We start from the raw sequence: 16,500 nt of genomic DNA on the forward strand, positions 1-16,500 counted from the left end.
TCTAACTTTTTGGCGTATGATCTTTAGCTTTCCTGACAACAGCTGTTTTCATACGTTTTTTGCCCTCTCGACATACATCAAGGAGCGGGCAAACTTGACATTTTGGGTTCTGTGCCTTGCAGTGATATCGTCCGAAAAAGATAAGCCGGTGATGAGTGATCGTCCATTCGTCACGTGGCACAGCCTTCATCAGCTTCTTTTCCACTTCCAGCACAGAATCTTTCCAGCCTGCTAATGCAAGTCGTTTAGCAACCCTCTCCACATGCGTGTCCACTGCAATGGCAGGAACTCCAAAAGCATTGGATACTACTACATTTGCAGTTTTACGACCTACACCGGGTAAAGTTACAAGCAAGTCATGAGCCTCAGGCACCTCGCCACCATACTGTTCTATGAGTATAGAGCATAGGCTTTGGATATGCTTAGCTTTGTTACGATATAGGCCGATGCGCCGGATATCCCCCTCCAACTCCTCCAGCGGTACAGAAATATAATCGATGGGGGCTTTGTACTTTTGGAACAGGTCCACGGTCACTTTGTTCACCGTTGCATCCGTACATTGGGCTGATAACAGTACCGCTATCGTTAATTCAAAAGCGTTACTGTGATTTAGCTCGCAATGAGCATCAGGGAACAAGTCTCCAATCGTATCCAAAATGTGGCGGACCTCTGCAACTTTCATAGTGTCCCCTCCACGGAGCGATTACGCTCATTAAAACTCACATGAGCGTGTCATCTCTAATGTAAAGAAATATAAGCAAAGTCTGTATTATAACGTATGGTTTCATACATTTCAAGAAAATACAACTCTTATACTTTCTTATATTTCAAAAAAAACGTCTTGACGCAGGCAAAGCTCCTGTGTCAAGACGGTGATTCACTCAGAAATCCACCATTGCTACTATTGTTTCACAATTTCAACCACGATATCATTATTGAAATACATTATAATATTATCATTTTCTTTCAGAGATTGCACGGACAATGTCGTATCTCCTTGATGAATATATACATTTGAAGCAAGAGTGAACTGATACTTATCGTTCAGATTAGCTCTCTTAGTCACCAATGAGTTCGTCGTACTGTCATAGCGAGAGAATGAACGAGTTAACTGTGGTAACACACGAATGACTGTCGCTCCATCCGTGTCTTTACGAATCTCCACTCTGTCCGCTGTTGTTAAGTTACTAAGAGCAGTTGTTGTGGCGCCATCACGTATGATTCTAACCCCACCGCTTACAGTAAAGTTTTGTGCTGCTCCAGCATACTCCTTCACAATTAAGCTATTCGTTGCAGCTCCTACTGAACTAATCTGACCCGTTGTAAGCTTGACGGCCTGAATAGAGAGCGGTGCGCTTCCATCAAAAGTCACATTCAGATAATCTCCTGATTTCAAAGCGGTTATCTTAATGCTCTCACCGGCTTCATTAGTTATTGGAAGCGCCGCAGTATTAATTTCACTGGTCCCCCCGTTCCACTTAATGCTTACACGGTTGGTTCCAGAATTAACAGTTGCTGCTTCAACCTGAAGAACGGTCTTTACTTTCAATACTGCAATGAGATCCTGACTAGTTGTCAGTGAGGCTGTCACATTACTACCAACAGGAACATCACTTAAGGATGGATTAGTCTTCCCAAAAAGATCAACTAATTGTGGATATGGCAGTGTTATAGTTTGCCCGCCATCTTTAAGCTTCAATACAATTGTTCTAGAAGTAGAATTAACAGCAGACAAAGTTCCTTCGTACTTTGTGACAATTTCCAAAGACAAAGCCCGTTGACCTATTGCCGTTAAATTCACTTTACGGTTCTCAACAAGTTTCGTACCGACATTCGTTAAGTTAGGAAGTACGCCTTCAATCAACAATTTTGTTTTTTCATCCAACTGAACGACATGTGCCTTTTTTTCAGTATCCATAACTGTCAACAGCTGTGTTTTAGTATTATAGTCAATAACCGTCGCTCCACTATACTGCTCAATTTGACGGCTTAACACTTCAATCTTTATGACTTGATCACTGCTGTTCAGCGTAAGCTGAATTTTGTCCCCACCTACTGTATCAGCTATAAGATCATCAGCCACAGCGCTATTCATATTCGGAATAACAATCACCGGCTTCGTGCCTAACAGTTTAACTTCACGTGTTCCGTCCGTTTTTTTATACACAACTGTTGAATTGCTCAGTTCGGTAAGTACACCTTGAACTGTCCGTTCAACACCTTCTGTCACTTCTACAGTACGTATCACATTTTCCTTAATCGTATATTTAACAGCAGCACCTGTCTTTAAATCTGCTGGCTGCAGCACTGATGATTGCGAGCTGAATAATGAAGTTCCATCTTCCCATTTAAAGGTTTCCACCGTACCAGCAGCATTTTTAAACGTAATGCTTTTCCCAGGAAGATCTATACTTTGAACGGTACCTGTTGTCGTTTTGTTTACAACGCCTGAAGTCACTTGAACCTTGACCACTTTATGTGAACCACTATAAGTTTCACGCTGTAACGTAACTATGCTGTCTGCTACCAGTGAAGCAGGTTCAATTGAAGTCCCATTCGCATCTTCAAAGGTAGTCGCTTCATCGTAGTAATATTCAGTGAACCCAGTAGCTGATTTCAGCCATAGCTTATTACCAGGTGCTACCATTGCGAAGTTTCCGGAAAGGCTCTCCACTTGTTGTGTAGGGTCAGTCACTTCAACATAGGCTGCATTATATGTCGCTCCAATTACAGTAACCTTTGTGTAAGGTTGGACATCACTTAGATTTATTCTACTTTCAGAAGCGCTTGTGTAATAAGCGGTGCTCGCTCCCAGGGTATATGTAGAAGTCTTTCCGTTGTTATAGACGGAGAGTTTCCCACCTGCTAATTGACTGATTGTTCCTGATACCGTGTTGTCATATTCAACCGTATTGTGAGCTTCTGCACGGCTAAAAAAAGTCGCCAATTGAGCACGGGTCACAGCCCCTTGTGGATCAAAGCGATTACCGTCAAGACCATTGGCTAGTTTCAGATCAACAGCAACGTTGATGTACCCTCTTTTGTTTGCAGACACTTTAGCATCATCCGCAAAGCCTGTCGGCGCACTAGCTGCTACGGCTGCATCTGCACTTTTTCCTAGTGCACGAATTAAGAGTTCAGCAATCCATTCGCGGGAGGCTTTACGTTCTCCCCAAGAAGTCTTCAGATTATCTGGAGCCATTTCAGTCGCCTTATCAAGTAGGCCTTGTTGAAAAGCCAACACTACATAATCCTTGTAATAATTCGTAACCTTAAAATCATTAGGTAAGGCAACCGTAGAAGAAGTATCCACTTTATCCTGCAACTTCATAAAACGTAATGCCATAAGCACAGCTTCCTGTTGAGTTACAGAATCCCCAGGGCGGAACAAACCATTATTACCAACTACAATTCCTTGTGATGCTAATTTATAAATATGCTTTTCAGCCCAAAAGCCTGTCTTCACATCGCTAAAAATGCCAACAGATTGTGTAGTAGTTGTTGCTGCTGTAGCGGCTGTATCTGCAAACACTGCGCTTGCGCCACTAAAAATCATGGTTCCAGCCATAACAGCCGATACTGCTTTCGTAGAATAAGCCTTCAATGGACGTTTTGACCTTTTTTGCGCGGACAATAGATTATTCCCCTCTCTATGACTCAAATAAATAGTATAGTTTAAAATTCGTCAGTTAGATGCTTTTATCCTTTGTTGTAATAACAATTAGCTATTATCTCTAGTCATTGGATGCATTAGATCAACATGACCCATCAAGCTTTCAACCTTTTCACCATCCACCAAAACTTCGATGCTTTTTACTTCTTCAAATTGAAAATAGGTTTTGGCAAGTGATGAAATCGCTAAGGACTCCCCACCAGCACCCAGCTGTGCTTCATCCGGTTTATGAAGATCCATCACAATTTGACCATCAACAAACTTTAACGATTTCAGTTCAATCTTGCCCCATAATGATACAAGGTCGGTATTCTCGTTGCTTTGCAATGCTTTGAACGTCTCTGTATATTTCTGGGCATCGTCAGAGAAGCTAATGCTAGTCTTAGCAGGAATCAGATCCATAACTTGTGAATCCGTATAATATGCATCGATACTCTGGCTCTGTTTTTGCTTCTCATCTGCTACTGGCTTTGCAGTTGCCTGAGTTTCTGTGTTGCTATTATCTGCTGTCGGTTGCGGAGTGCTAGTCACTTCGTTTCCTGGTTCATCGCTTGGAGCCGGTGTACTTTCTCCCGCACCACTTACAACATTTGAAGTCTCTTGCTCCACACCATTTGCTGGAGCCGCAGTAGGCTTGTCTCCACAGCCAGCAATCACTAGCAGAAGCAGTGTAGCGATCCCAATTGTACTCCATTTTTGTTTCATCATTAATAAACGCCTCCTCTAGATGAATACGGGCAGACAGGTACCGCAAAACCACTTCTTGCCTTTTAAAATAAAAGCAGAAAGCTGACTTTGCGGCGCTCGTCTGCCACTGGTCTGTTATTTTATACCCAAATATTCCTTAATCCCACTCACTATTGAAGCCGCAACTTTGTTTTGAAGTGCATCTGTAAAGAGCAATGCTTCATCTTTTTTGTTGCTAAGGTATCCCACTTCAAGTAATACTGCAGGCATTTTCGTTTCACGGATAACATGGAAATTCCCATAACGTACACCGCGATCGCTAAGCCCTGTAGCTTGAACAAGGTATTTATGCATCACGTTCGCCAATGCTTTACTGGCTTCCCGTTGATAATACGTTTCTGTTCCACTAGCTGATGAGGAACCTGAGCTATTGGCGTGTACAGATATGAAGATATCAGCTTTTAAATTATTCGCCATAGCTGCTCTTTCTTTAAGCTCCAAGAAAGTATCATTACTTCGTGTTAACACGACGTCAATATTACTTTCTTTTTTCAGCAATTCAGCTGTCTTAAGTACGATGGCCAAATTAAAATTCTTCTCGTATTTACCTGTAACACCCACTGCTCCAGAATCTTTAGCCCCATGCCCTGCATCTAATACTACTAGCTTTCTGCCATTATTTCCTGGTTGTGTAGTAGTATCATCAGTGCTTTCCGCATTTAGATCGATTACAACCAGCTTAGAATCGTCTCCAGTTACGCTAACGTTGTAATTCTTAGCATAGTTCAAATCGATTACAAAACGTACTGTATAAGGATTCGTGCTATAAAGGGAGTAACGTACTCCTGATACATCGGGATAATCTTTCACTTCCAAGCTACCGTTTAGGTCAGGATCAAGGATCTGTCCTGTGCCAAATAGGTCTGAGAAGGTGGCATTAGGTAAATCAACAACTAACCGATCCGGCCCAGTCATCACTGTCACTTTCGGTACTGAATTACCCTCCATGGCAATGCTCAAACGATTTTCGCTAAAGCTCACACCATTTACCATCGTTAAATTCTTTGAAGGATCTACCGGCGGTACAACCTCAGATCCACCATTTTCAGTATTTCCACCTGAACTGCCGTTATCATTTGAGGATCCTGGGGTAATAAGATACACACTCTTCTTCACGTTGTCCCACGAGACATTTAATCCGAACTGTTCACTAATGAACCGAATCGGTACAAGTGTCGTATTACTACGAAGGATAGGTGCTGTGGTAAGTGTTACTGTCTTGTCATCAACTGAGGCTATCTTTTGATTCACAACCAATTTGATGACTTTTCCTTGCTGTTCAATCGTTACCGTCTTGCTCTTCTGATCCCAACCCACGTTATATCCAAGGCTTTCAGAGATCAACCTTAACGGCACCATGATTGTATCATTCACATTCTCAACCGGGACAGTTTGCCCTGCGGTCAGCTCCTTGCCGTCCAGAAAAATCTTACTATTCCCGGCAGCAGCATGTCCGTTCTCAGGCAAAACAAATACTAAGAGCAACAAAAACAACATCAAACTGAATTTCTTCATTCTTCACCTCTAAATCTAGTATTCGCCTGTGAATGGCGATCGTGATGGCCTGTCTACGTCAACCTCAGACCTCTATTAGACGCTAATAATCTATAAAGGTTGCGAATATATTCCATAAAAATTGAGAAATCTCACCAACATTAAGCATTAAAGTCCTAGATATTCCTTAATACCGGCTACAATTTCTCTCGCTAATTTGTCTTGAAGCTGCTCACTATACATCCCTGATTCATTTCCTGAATTAGTAAGATATCCCACTTCTAGAAGTACTGCCGGCATACTGGTTTCTCTTGTAACATGCAGGCTTTTCGTTCTTACTCCGTTGTCCTTGAATCCAGTACCTGCTATCAGATGTTTGTGCATGACCTGAGCAAGCGGCAGACTCCCACTACGCGAATAGTACGTTTCACTGCCATTTATTTTGTCTCTATTCGGATAACCCAACTCTAGTGAATTCCCATGCACTGAAATAAATAGATTAGCCTTTGCTGCTTCTGCGATATTTACTCGATCCTGAAGACCCAACGTAATGTCTTCAGTCCTAGTAAATACGACGTCAACCAAAGCTTCCTGCATAAGTAGTGTTTGTACTTTACGGATAACTGCCAGATTGAAGTCTTTTTCCAGCTTACCCGTGAGACTGACTGCTCCTGATTGTGTCCCTCCATGACCCGCGTCGAGAACTACAACTGGCTTTCCTGTCATTCCACTACCACCTGAGGTGTTCCCTTCACTGCCTGTAACATTCAAATCCAGTGTCACCAGTCCAGTACTTTCATCCGTACTTAATTGATAAGGCTGGCTCCCGACCGTTTGAATCACGAACCTAACAGTAGAAGGACTTACACTGAACAACGCATACCGGATCTCAGAAACTAGAGGGTAACCAGTAACATCCAGCTTCCCTTGCGGACTTCCGTTTGTGGTAATACTCGGTAGACCTCCTACGAAATCAGGAGCAAAAGCTGCACCGGGAAAATCTACGACGATTCGATCTGGACTGCTCATTTTTGTGATGCTAGGTTTAGGGGCCCCAGAAACAGCGATGATTAATCGATTCTCAGTGAAGGCTGCCCCATTTACCAGCGGACCTGCTGCATTCACACCAGTGCTTCCTGGTACTGAGGATGATTGTGGTGTCGGTGAGGGCAAAACACTTCCAGTGCTTGTGCCATTATCCACGCCGGGTGTAGTAATCTGGGTTGGAGAAGGAGTACTTGTTGCTGTTGGACTAGTAACGGTTCCCTCAGGTGTAGCCACCGAAGCTTGTCCACCCGTCAAATAGACCGTTTTATCGCTATTATCCCAGCCAACCTTTAGACCGAACTGCTCACTTACGAAGCGAATCGGAACGAGAACTGTACCACCGCTTTGCTTGGGTGCTGCGTTTAAATCAAACGTTACTCCATCCGCATCAGCTGTTTTTTTTCCTACAGCCAGCTCAATGCTTTTTCCATCTTGGTGAACCGTTACTTTGCGGGCCTGCTGCTCCCACAATACCTCAAATCCAAGATTCTCCACTACCACTCTGACGGGAATCATAACGCTACCATTGACATTCTCAAGTTTAATTCCTTTTGGCAAAGCAAGCTCTTGATTGTCCATAATAATTCTGCCTGAGCTGCTACCAGCTGCGGCAGCTTCACGTCCAGTGAATGATAGTAATAATAATGGCAGCAACAATAGTAGCAACGTTCGATACCCAACTCTTCTCATTTTCCCGCTCCTTCTGCAAGTAATAGATCTAGATAAGTATTAAGACGACAGAAATCACCAAATGTTTCCTTTATCACCAATCAATATTTCGATTATAGCAAAAAAACTTCTATTTCCGACACCCGGAAATAGAAGTTTTGCGTAATTTTTGTAAAAGTTAAGAATGAAACCAGTTATATCCTATTATTAAGAGAATAACTTAGCCGCATGACGCTCTTCATACGCAGCAATTTCATCTGCATGCTGAAGGGTTAATCCGATATCATCCAGACCTTGCAGCAAGAACTGACGACGGTGCTCATCTAGATCAAAGCTGATGCTCAGTCCAAATTCATCGTGAAGTGTATTGCTCTCAAGATCCACGGTCAACTGGTAGCCATCATGCTCGGCTGTCCGATTAAATAGCTCATCCACTTGCTCTTCCGAAAGCTTGATCGGCAAAATGCCATTCTTAAAGCAGTTGTTGTAGAAGATATCTGCATAAGAAGGTGCAATAACAACTCTGAACCCATAATCCATAATCGCCCAAGGTGCATGTTCCCGTGAGGAACCACAGCCAAAGTTAGCACGTGAGATCAAGACAGAAGCACCTTTATAGCGTGGCTTATTCATTTCAAAGGCAGCGTTATCGTTACCAGCTTCATCAAAACGCCATTCGTAGAACAAAAATTGTCCAAATCCTGTCCGTTCAATCCGTTTCAGGAACTGCTTTGGGATAATAGCATCCGTATCTACATTCACCCGATCTACTGGTGCAACAATTCCTGTTAATTTTTTAAAAGCATCCATAGTTTTATCCTCCCGTGTTCTCTCTAGTTCTATGAGCTGACAGCTTCCGTCTTATAGTTCCAATCACGTACATCAGTGAAACGGCCTTTTATCGCAGCTGCAGCAGCCATAGCTGGGGATACAAGATGCGTGCGTCCACCGCGACCTTGACGTCCTTCAAAGTTACGGTTCGAGGTAGATGCACAGCGTTGCCCCGGTTGCAGTACATCAGGGTTCATCGCAAGACACATGCTGCATCCCGCTTCGCGCCATTCAAAGCCCGCGTCAGTAAAGACTTTATCAAGCCCTTCCTTCTCAGCCTGCATTTTAACACGACCAGATCCAGGAACAACAATGGCAGTAACCTTATCAGAGACTTTATGGCCTTTTGCTACCACGGCTGCGGCTCTCAAATCTTCGATCCGTCCGTTAGTACAAGAACCGATAAATACATAATCAATTGGAATTTCAGAAATAGGAGTTCCAGGAGTCAAATCCATATATTCAAGCGCTTTTTCAGCAGCTTTGCGTTCATTTTCAGTGGTAAAGTCAGCCGGATTTGGCACGCTAGAGTTGATATCAGTACCCATGCCCGGGCTAGTACCCCAAGTCACTTGTGGAATCAATGTCTCCACATCGAATTCAACTACCGTATCATACTGAGCACCTTCGTCACTAACAAGACTCTTCCATCCTTCAACAGCAGCGTCGTATGCTTCGCCTTGCGGCACATATTGACGTCCACGCAGATAGTTAAAAGTAGTTTCGTCAGGAGCGATCAAACCTGCTCTTGCTCCGCCTTCGATCGACATGTTGCAGACGGTCATACGTTCTTCCATCGACAGCTCACGAATAGCTTCACCTGTGTATTCAATTACATAACCTGTTGCAAAATCAGTACCATACTTAGCAATAACACCAAGGATCATATCCTTTGCTGTTACACCAGGATTGCGTTTACCTGTGAAACGAACTTCCATAGTCTTAGCTTTGGATTGCTGCAAACATTGGGTAGCCATTACATGTTCAACTTCACTAGTACCGATACCAAAAGCCAGCGCACCAAATGCTCCATGTGTGGAGGTATGGCTGTCACCGCAAACGATAGTTTTACCAGGGTGCGTCAAACCGATCTCAGGTCCCATTACGTGTACAACGCCTTGATCGATATCATTCAGGTCGAACAATCTAACTCCAAAATCAGCACAGTTTTTAGAAAGTGTATCAATTTGCTGCTTGGAAATTGGATCCTTAATGTTAAAACGATCCTTGGTAGGAACGTTGTGGTCCATTGTAGCGAAAGTCAGCTCAGGACGGCGGACCTTGCGGTTACTGAGGCGAAGTCCTTCGAAAGCTTGTGGAGAAGTTACTTCATGAACCAAATGCAGATCGATATAAATAATGCTAGGTTTACCTTCCTCTTGATGAATAACATGATTATCCCAAATCTTTTCAAACATTGTCTTGTTGCTCATAATTTCACCTCATTAATAGAATCGTTCATTGGAAGAGAGCGTGGAGTCTCTCTTGAATGATCTAAATATAACATCACCATCTTTATAATTCCAAGATATGATATCTATAGAAGTGATAGGTTTAACCTATAAATTGAAGATGATTTTTTTGCTGAGACCCTAGTCAGCCCACTCCTTAGACGAATGCCCTTCATACTATATCGGGTCCTGGTTGTTGAAATGCAGTGCATTTGTTAGCGCAGAAGGAGTTGGAACAATTGAGGTCAGGAACGAGACTTACCGGGCGAGTTATTTTCAAAGGTGATCAAGGGTATGAAACGGCACGTAAAAATTGGGATCCGCATACTGACAAATTCCCGAAAGTGTTTGTTTTCGCACAAAAAACACAAGATGTAGCGAACGCCATAAAATGGGCTAACGAGAATAAAGTCCCTATCCGTGCAAGAAGCGGTAGACATTCTCTGGAGGTTAATCTTTCACAGGTCACCGGAGGAATCGTCATCGATGTAAGTGAAATGAAGAAAATCAAACTAAATAAAAAATCAGGAACTGTTGTTGTGGGTACCGGAAATACTGTGGGGAGAATTGCACACACGCTTGCTGGGCAAGGATATATGGCTCCATTCGGCGATAGCCCTACGGTTGGAATCGGAGGCATCACCCTAGGCGGGGGTATCGGGCCGCTCCAGCGAACCGTGGGCCTTGTTAGTGATAATCTAATCGAACTCGAAATGGTTGATGCCAAAGGGAAAATTATTCGTGCCAATAAGAATAGTAACTCTGATCTCCTCTGGGCTTCCCGCGGAGGTGGCGGGGGGAATTTCGGAGTTTACACCAGTTACAAATTCAAAGTACGTCCTGCTCCAGCTTCGGCTACCGTTTTTCGTATCACCTGGCCTTGGGATCAGTTCGAGAAGGTATTCAAAGCTTGGCAACTCTGGGCTCCTTGCGTTAATACCAAACTGGGCAGTGAATTATCCATTGGTCCGAAAAAAGGCGGTAATGTCACTATGACGGGGCTGTTCCTCGGATCAAAGGCAGAGGCTTCCCGCCTCTTAAAGCCCGTTACGAGCGTTGGAACGCCTACGAATCAAATCATCCGCTCTTTGCCCTATACAAAAGTAGTGAGTTTTATGTTAGCGCCTGATCCAGTGCTAACTCAAAGAGTCAGCAACCAGTTCTCCAGCGGTTTCGTAAGAAAACCCTTCCCGGACAAGGCAATTAAGTCCATGCGTGAATTCTTAGAGAAAGTGGAGGGAGAATTCGCAGGTTTCTTTTTCCTCAACTGGGGTGGAGCTGTGAGCCGTAAGTCACCCAAATCTACAGCCTTTTACTGGCGTAAAGCGAAATTCTATGTTGAGTGGAATAGCTCATGGATCAAGAAATCGGAAGCTGCCAGAAATATATTCGTAGTACGAAATACACGCCGGAAGCTGCAGCCATTTATCGTGGGGAGCTACATCAACGTTCCAGACCAGGGAATTAAAAATTCCGGACCAGTATATTATGGAGCGAACTATCCTAGATTACGGAGAGTCAAAGCTAAATATGACCCGGGAAATATATTTAACAACCCTCAAAGCATCTCTCCAGCCCGCAAAGTATAGTAAGACGTAATAGCGTAGCATCGAAATTAGACCGGCAAACATAAAGGACTCCAGCGAATACTGGTAATCCACCCCTTCCTATTTGCCGGTCAGTGCGTTCGTGCACGAACTTACATGTGAACCTATATAAAACTTCAGTTTCATAGCTTATACTTATAAGTAAAAACAATCTCCCAAAGGAGTTTATACATGGAACTGAGACAACTACAATATGTACTGCAAATCGCAGCCGAAAAAAACTTCTCCCGTGCAGCGGACAAGCTGCACATTGCCCAACCATCACTCAGTCAGCAGCTTTCCAAGCTGGAAAAAGAGCTCGGTGTAATGCTGTTCCAGCGAAATACCAGCTCTGTTGAACTGACCTATGCTGGATCTAAATTCGTAGAGCAAGCTCAAATCATCATTGATGGCGTAGAACTGCTGCGACAAGAAATGTCTGATATTTCTGAATTGCGTACCGGGCGCGTCGTTGTAGGCAGTATGCCGATCACTGGTGCACATTTACTACCGCATGTACTTCCGGTTTTTAAACAAAATTACCCGGAAGTAGAAATCACTCTGCTCGAAGACTCCTCCATGAACCTAGAGAAGCTCACTGCGAGTGGTCAGACTGATTTGAGCCTGCTCTCATTGCCGCTCGAAATTCCAGCTCTTGCTTACGAAGAACTGGGTGAGGAAAGAATCGATCTTGCAGTCCCACCCGAACACCCGCTGGCTAAACGTAGCTTAGATGGAACTAAGACCTCTTTACAAGAACTAAAGGACGAGCCATTTATCGTACTTAAAGAAGGCCAAGGCTTCCGTAAAATGACTATGGATCTGTGCCGAAACGCTGGCTTCGAACCAAAAATTGTTTTTGAGAGCAATAACATGGAAACAGTTCAGTCACTGGTCGCCACTGGAATGGGTGTAACTCTTGTGCCTCATTTTATTGCCCGTGCACCGCGGAGTGAATTCGTCCCTGTCTACTTACCGCTCACTGATCCTGCCCCTAGCCGAACACTTGTCGTAGCCTATCGACGTGGACGTTATTTATCTAAAGCCGCTAAAGCTTTTGTAGAAACATTTAAATCTACGGTATCTGAATTAACCGAAGAATAGACCCTTGGAAGGCTGCTCAGATCATCTGACACCGAGCCGCACTTCCATTAACTGGCCGCTTTTTCGTTTAGATCTTGATTCTGCGCCTGCTCAGGATTGTTGTCTTTAGTCAATTTAATTCACCTCTTGGTAACAGATTATACCCTTACTTAGAGGTTAAACAGAATAATCAAAGCTTTCTAATGCGAGAAATAGTTCCTTCGTTTTTCCTTTGCAAAGCAACCATCTCCATGGTATTCTATTGAAAATAAGTGAAACGTGCAGACGGGACCAGTAAGAATGAGTCTAACCGCGCCTAGAGAGTAAATTCCGACAGGCTGAAAGAATTTACCGCGGTTTTCGTTCCGAATCCTACCCCCGAGCGGCCTGTGCTAAGCAGGACGGATCCTCCCGTTACGAGAATGAAGTCGGATGATCCCTCATCAATGAAGGTGGTACCGCGGAAGTTTACAAGCTTTCGTCCTTTGCTAAGTCTAAGGATGGGGGCTTTTTGTCGTTTTCAGCATCTATAAAAATACTGAGGAAGTGAACAGATATGACGACACGAATCGTAGTCAAAATAGGCAGCAGCTCACTGACTGGAACAGAAGGCGGATTGAATCGCGAAGCCGTGTCCTTCTTCGCTTCAGAGATTGCCGAATTGAAGAGAAACGGCTGCGAGGTGTTATTAGTAACCTCCGGTGCTGTAGCCGCAGGCTTTCGCAGTATCGGTTATCCTACACGTCCGAAGCTGCTGCATGAGAAGCAAGCAGCTGCTGCTGTAGGCCAAGTACTGCTCATGCAGGCATATCAGGAAGCTTTTGCCGAGCATGGAATAACCACAGCACAGATCCTACTAACCCGTACCGACTTTTGTAGTCGCAGAGCTATGAACAACGCGATGATGACGGTTGAAGAGCTGCTTCGCCTAGGAGCGGTACCCGTATTTAACGAGAATGACACCGTCTCCGTTGATGAGTTAAAATTCGGTGATAACGATACTTTGTCCGCGCTGGTAGCTAACCTGCTGAAAGCCACCAGATTGCTAGTCTTAACTGACATGGATGGCTTATATAGTGGAGATCCTCGGAAACATCCCGACGCTGTTCGCTATCAGTTCGTTGATGATATTACGCCGGAGATTTATGCTATTGCTGGTGGAGCTGGCTCTAGTGTGGGGACAGGTGGCATGCGTTCAAAAATCGATGCTGCCAAGATCGCTACACGAGGCGGTGTGCCCGTCTTTGTTGGGAGAGCTACCGAACCAGGGGATTTACAACTCGCAGCGACAGGCTCGGGCCGAGGTACTTATTTTGCAACCAAGTTATCTTCTTTACCTGTTAAAAAGCAATGGCTTGGCTTTATGTCCACCCCACTCGGCTCCCTGTACGTTGACGAAGGCGCCGTTGAAGCGCTGCTTCATGGCGGTCATAGTCTGCTGCCTGTCGGCGTCAAGCAGATCGAAGGTAACTTTCACGCTGGGGATGTTGTAGAAGTCCTTGGACCAGACTCCAAGTTGCTGGGACGCGGGATTGTGAATTACGATGACACTCAGCTGCGCAGTATTCAAGGTTTACCCAGCCGTCAGATTGTACCGAAGCTGGGAGAAGTACACCGGCTGGAGGTCATTCACCGTGACGAATGGATTACATTGAGGTAAAAATTTTGCCCATACAAATTTAAGGAGGAATCGTCATGAGTGAAGTTGTCAATAAAGCAAAATTAGCCAAGGAAACCACCGGAGTATTAGCGAGTCTAACTACCGGCCAAAAAAATGAAGCACTCTTAGTTATGGCTGATGCGCTGCGTCGTGAAGCTCCAGCTATCATTGCTGCCAACCGGGAAGATCTGGAACGCGGACGCTTAAGTGGTACTCCTGAGTCCATGCTTGATCGACTAGCGTTAGATGTAGGCCGAATTAACAGTATCGCAGAAGGACTTCAACAAATCGCTGTATTACCTGATCCAATTGGTGACACGCTAGAAACTATTGAACGTCCAAATGGTCTCAACATCCAGAAACTCCGTGTTCCACTCGGTGTCATCGGCATCATCTATGAAGCACGTCCAAACGTAACTGTTGATGCCGCTGGTCTGTGTCTAAAGACTGGTAACGCTGTTGTGTTGCGTGGTGGCTCCTCCGCCCTGTCCTCCAACCGACAAATTGTCGAGGTTCTTCACAACGCTCTAGCAAATACTTCAATGCCGAAAAATGCGCTACAGTTGATCGAAGATCCCAACCGTTCCTCCGTTGATGAAATGCTTAAGCTCAACGGACTACTTGACGTGATTATCCCTCGCGGAGGAAGTTCTCTGATTCAAAATGTTGTGCTTAACGCAACCGTGCCCGTCATTGAAACGGGTGCAGGCATCTGCCATACTTATCTCGACGCAAGCGCTTTGCCAGAAATGGCTCAGAACATTAGTCTGAATGCCAAAGCACAGCGCCCTTCAGTTTGCAATTCCATGGAGACGCTACTCGTTCATAAGGATTACGCAAACGAGTATCTGCTTTCTTTGGCCGAAGCTTTCCGTGATGTTAACGTTGAATTACGTGGCTGCCAGGAAACATTATCCTTTGTCCCATGGGCATTACCTGCAACATTAGAGGACTATGCTACTGAATATAATGATTATATCTTGAATATCAAAATCGTCAGCGATTTAGACGAAGCTATGCAGCATATCGCCCAGTATGGCACGAAGCACTCGGAATGTATCGTAACTGAAGATCCGGATAACGCTTCACGCTTCTTACAGGAGGTTGATGCTGCAGCTGTTTACCACAATGCTTCAACCCGCTTCACAGACGGCTTTGAATTTGGATTTGGTGCAGAGATCGGCATTAGTACACAGAAACTCCATGCCCGTGGACCGATGGGTCTGCCTGCTCTTACTTCAACCAAATATAAGATTTACGGAACAGGTCAAATTCGGGGTTAGTGTCCATGCATCCGTTTTTAATTACACCACTTTTAGGAGGATTTTGAGCCATGTGTCAGCAACCTTCCATTCCACTTATGAATCATAATATTGTATTTTATGGCGCAGGCTCTATGGCAGAAGCCATCGTTCGCGGGATGATTAGCCGTAGTATCGTAAAATCCGATAATGTTATTATGCTTAACCGTAGCAGTAGTGAACGTCTGGCAGAACTAAGAAGTCGTTACGGTGTAATCGGTACAAATGATCCTGAACAAAAAACAGATTACCTACGGAACTCACCAGTAATCGTGTTGGCTATGAAACCAAAAGACGCTGCAGAAGCACTTCGGGGACTCAGCCCACTTCTCTCACCTGATCAGATCATAGTCTCTGTAATTGCTGGGCTGTCCATTCGAACGATGCAAGGTCTGCTTGGCAAAGAGCAACCCATCGTCCGTACTATGCCGAATACTTCTAGTTCCATAGGTCTTGGTGCCACTGGCATAGCCTTTTCCAAAGAAGTAGATGAGAAAGGACGACGCCTAGCACTCAACATCTTTGAAGCTGTCGGACTAACAACAGTCATTGATGAAGAACGCATGGAGACCTTAACGGGTATCTCCGGCAGTGGGCCTGCCTATATTTATTATATGATGGAGGCAATGATCGCTGCCGGTATACGGGGCGGACTGCCGCTTGATCAAAGCACGGAGTTAACCGTTCAAACGGTTCTTGGCGCTGCTAGAATGGTACAACAGACGGGCGAGGATCCAGCTGCACTTCGTAAAAAGGTCACATCCCCGAATGGCTCTACACAAGCAGCGATAGAAGTACTCGAGCAGGGAGAATTTTTCGAAACTGTCATCGCGGCAGTAAATCGCTGTGCCGAACGTTCCCGTGAAATGGGCGCTGCGCTTGAGAAAGAGCTGCATTCGTAAAATAAAAAGATCGCTTCCCATACCACATTGGTCAGGAAGCGATCTTTTTTTTCAAT

General features: G+C 44.6%; 12 protein-coding genes. 5 read left to right on the forward strand and 7 right to left on the reverse strand.

The window, feature by feature from the left end:
• Position 1 precedes the first annotated feature (1 nt).
• The 7 genes from nth to leuC form a co-directional block, all read right to left on the reverse strand.
• Positions 2 to 682 (reverse strand): endonuclease III, encoded by a 681-nt coding sequence (nth, locus tag H70737_RS20225; RefSeq protein ID WP_042190074.1) that lies wholly within the window; start codon positions 680 to 682, stop codon positions 2 to 4.
• Between the two features lie 219 nt (positions 683 to 901).
• Positions 902 to 3,634 (reverse strand): S-layer homology domain-containing protein, encoded by a 2,733-nt coding sequence (locus tag H70737_RS20230; protein ID WP_052404369.1) that lies wholly within the window; start codon positions 3,632 to 3,634, stop codon positions 902 to 904.
• A gap of 87 nt (positions 3,635 to 3,721) precedes the next feature.
• On the reverse strand, positions 3,722 to 4,381 hold the full coding sequence (locus H70737_RS20235) for a GerMN domain-containing protein (RefSeq protein WP_042190076.1): 660 nt from the start codon (positions 4,379 to 4,381) through the stop codon (positions 3,722 to 3,724).
• Positions 4,382 to 4,495: 114 nt separating this feature from the next.
• On the reverse strand, positions 4,496 to 5,935 hold the full coding sequence (locus tag H70737_RS20240; RefSeq protein ID WP_042190078.1) for an N-acetylmuramoyl-L-alanine amidase family protein: 1,440 nt from the start codon (positions 5,933 to 5,935) through the stop codon (positions 4,496 to 4,498).
• A gap of 147 nt (positions 5,936 to 6,082) precedes the next feature.
• Positions 6,083 to 7,651 (reverse strand): N-acetylmuramoyl-L-alanine amidase family protein, encoded by a 1,569-nt coding sequence (locus H70737_RS20245; RefSeq protein WP_042190080.1) that lies wholly within the window; start codon positions 7,649 to 7,651, stop codon positions 6,083 to 6,085.
• A 186-nt stretch (positions 7,652 to 7,837) separates the two neighbouring features.
• The gene (leuD, locus tag H70737_RS20250; protein ID WP_042190082.1) at positions 7,838 to 8,440 is read right to left on the reverse strand and encodes a 3-isopropylmalate dehydratase small subunit; all 603 of its coding nucleotides are present in this window, start codon (positions 8,438 to 8,440) and stop codon (positions 7,838 to 7,840) included.
• Positions 8,441 to 8,469: 29 nt separating this feature from the next.
• Positions 8,470 to 9,894, reverse strand: coding sequence for a 3-isopropylmalate dehydratase large subunit (gene leuC, locus H70737_RS20255; RefSeq protein WP_042190084.1), 1,425 nt, complete (start codon positions 9,892 to 9,894; stop codon positions 8,470 to 8,472).
• Positions 9,895 to 10,151: 257 nt separating this feature from the next.
• On the opposite strand from leuC, the gene H70737_RS20260 reads away from it, so the two are divergent.
• The 5 genes from H70737_RS20260 (at position 10,152) to proC (ending at position 16,444) form a co-directional block, all read left to right on the forward strand.
• The gene (locus tag H70737_RS20260; RefSeq protein ID WP_042190087.1) at positions 10,152 to 11,501 is read left to right on the forward strand and encodes an FAD-binding oxidoreductase; all 1,350 of its coding nucleotides are present in this window, start codon (positions 10,152 to 10,154) and stop codon (positions 11,499 to 11,501) included.
• A 189-nt stretch (positions 11,502 to 11,690) separates the two neighbouring features.
• Positions 11,691 to 12,602: a LysR family transcriptional regulator gene (locus H70737_RS20265; RefSeq protein WP_042190089.1), complete on the forward strand. Its 912-nt coding sequence runs from the start codon at positions 11,691 to 11,693 to the stop codon at positions 12,600 to 12,602.
• 535 nt (positions 12,603 to 13,137) lie between these two features.
• Complete coding sequence (gene proB / locus H70737_RS20270) at positions 13,138 to 14,241, forward strand: glutamate 5-kinase (RefSeq protein ID WP_042190091.1); 1,104 nt, start codon at positions 13,138 to 13,140, stop codon at positions 14,239 to 14,241.
• A 35-nt stretch (positions 14,242 to 14,276) separates the two neighbouring features.
• Positions 14,277 to 15,524 (forward strand): glutamate-5-semialdehyde dehydrogenase, encoded by a 1,248-nt coding sequence (locus tag H70737_RS20275; RefSeq protein ID WP_042190094.1) that lies wholly within the window; start codon positions 14,277 to 14,279, stop codon positions 15,522 to 15,524.
• Between the two features lie 50 nt (positions 15,525 to 15,574).
• Positions 15,575 to 16,444, forward strand: coding sequence for a pyrroline-5-carboxylate reductase (gene proC, locus H70737_RS20280; protein ID WP_042190097.1), 870 nt, complete (start codon positions 15,575 to 15,577; stop codon positions 16,442 to 16,444).
• Positions 16,445 to 16,500 lie beyond the last annotated feature (56 nt).

This window comes from Paenibacillus sp. FSL H7-0737 (assembly GCF_000758545.1).
Lineage (GTDB): Bacteria > Bacillota > Bacilli > Paenibacillales > Paenibacillaceae > Paenibacillus_AQ.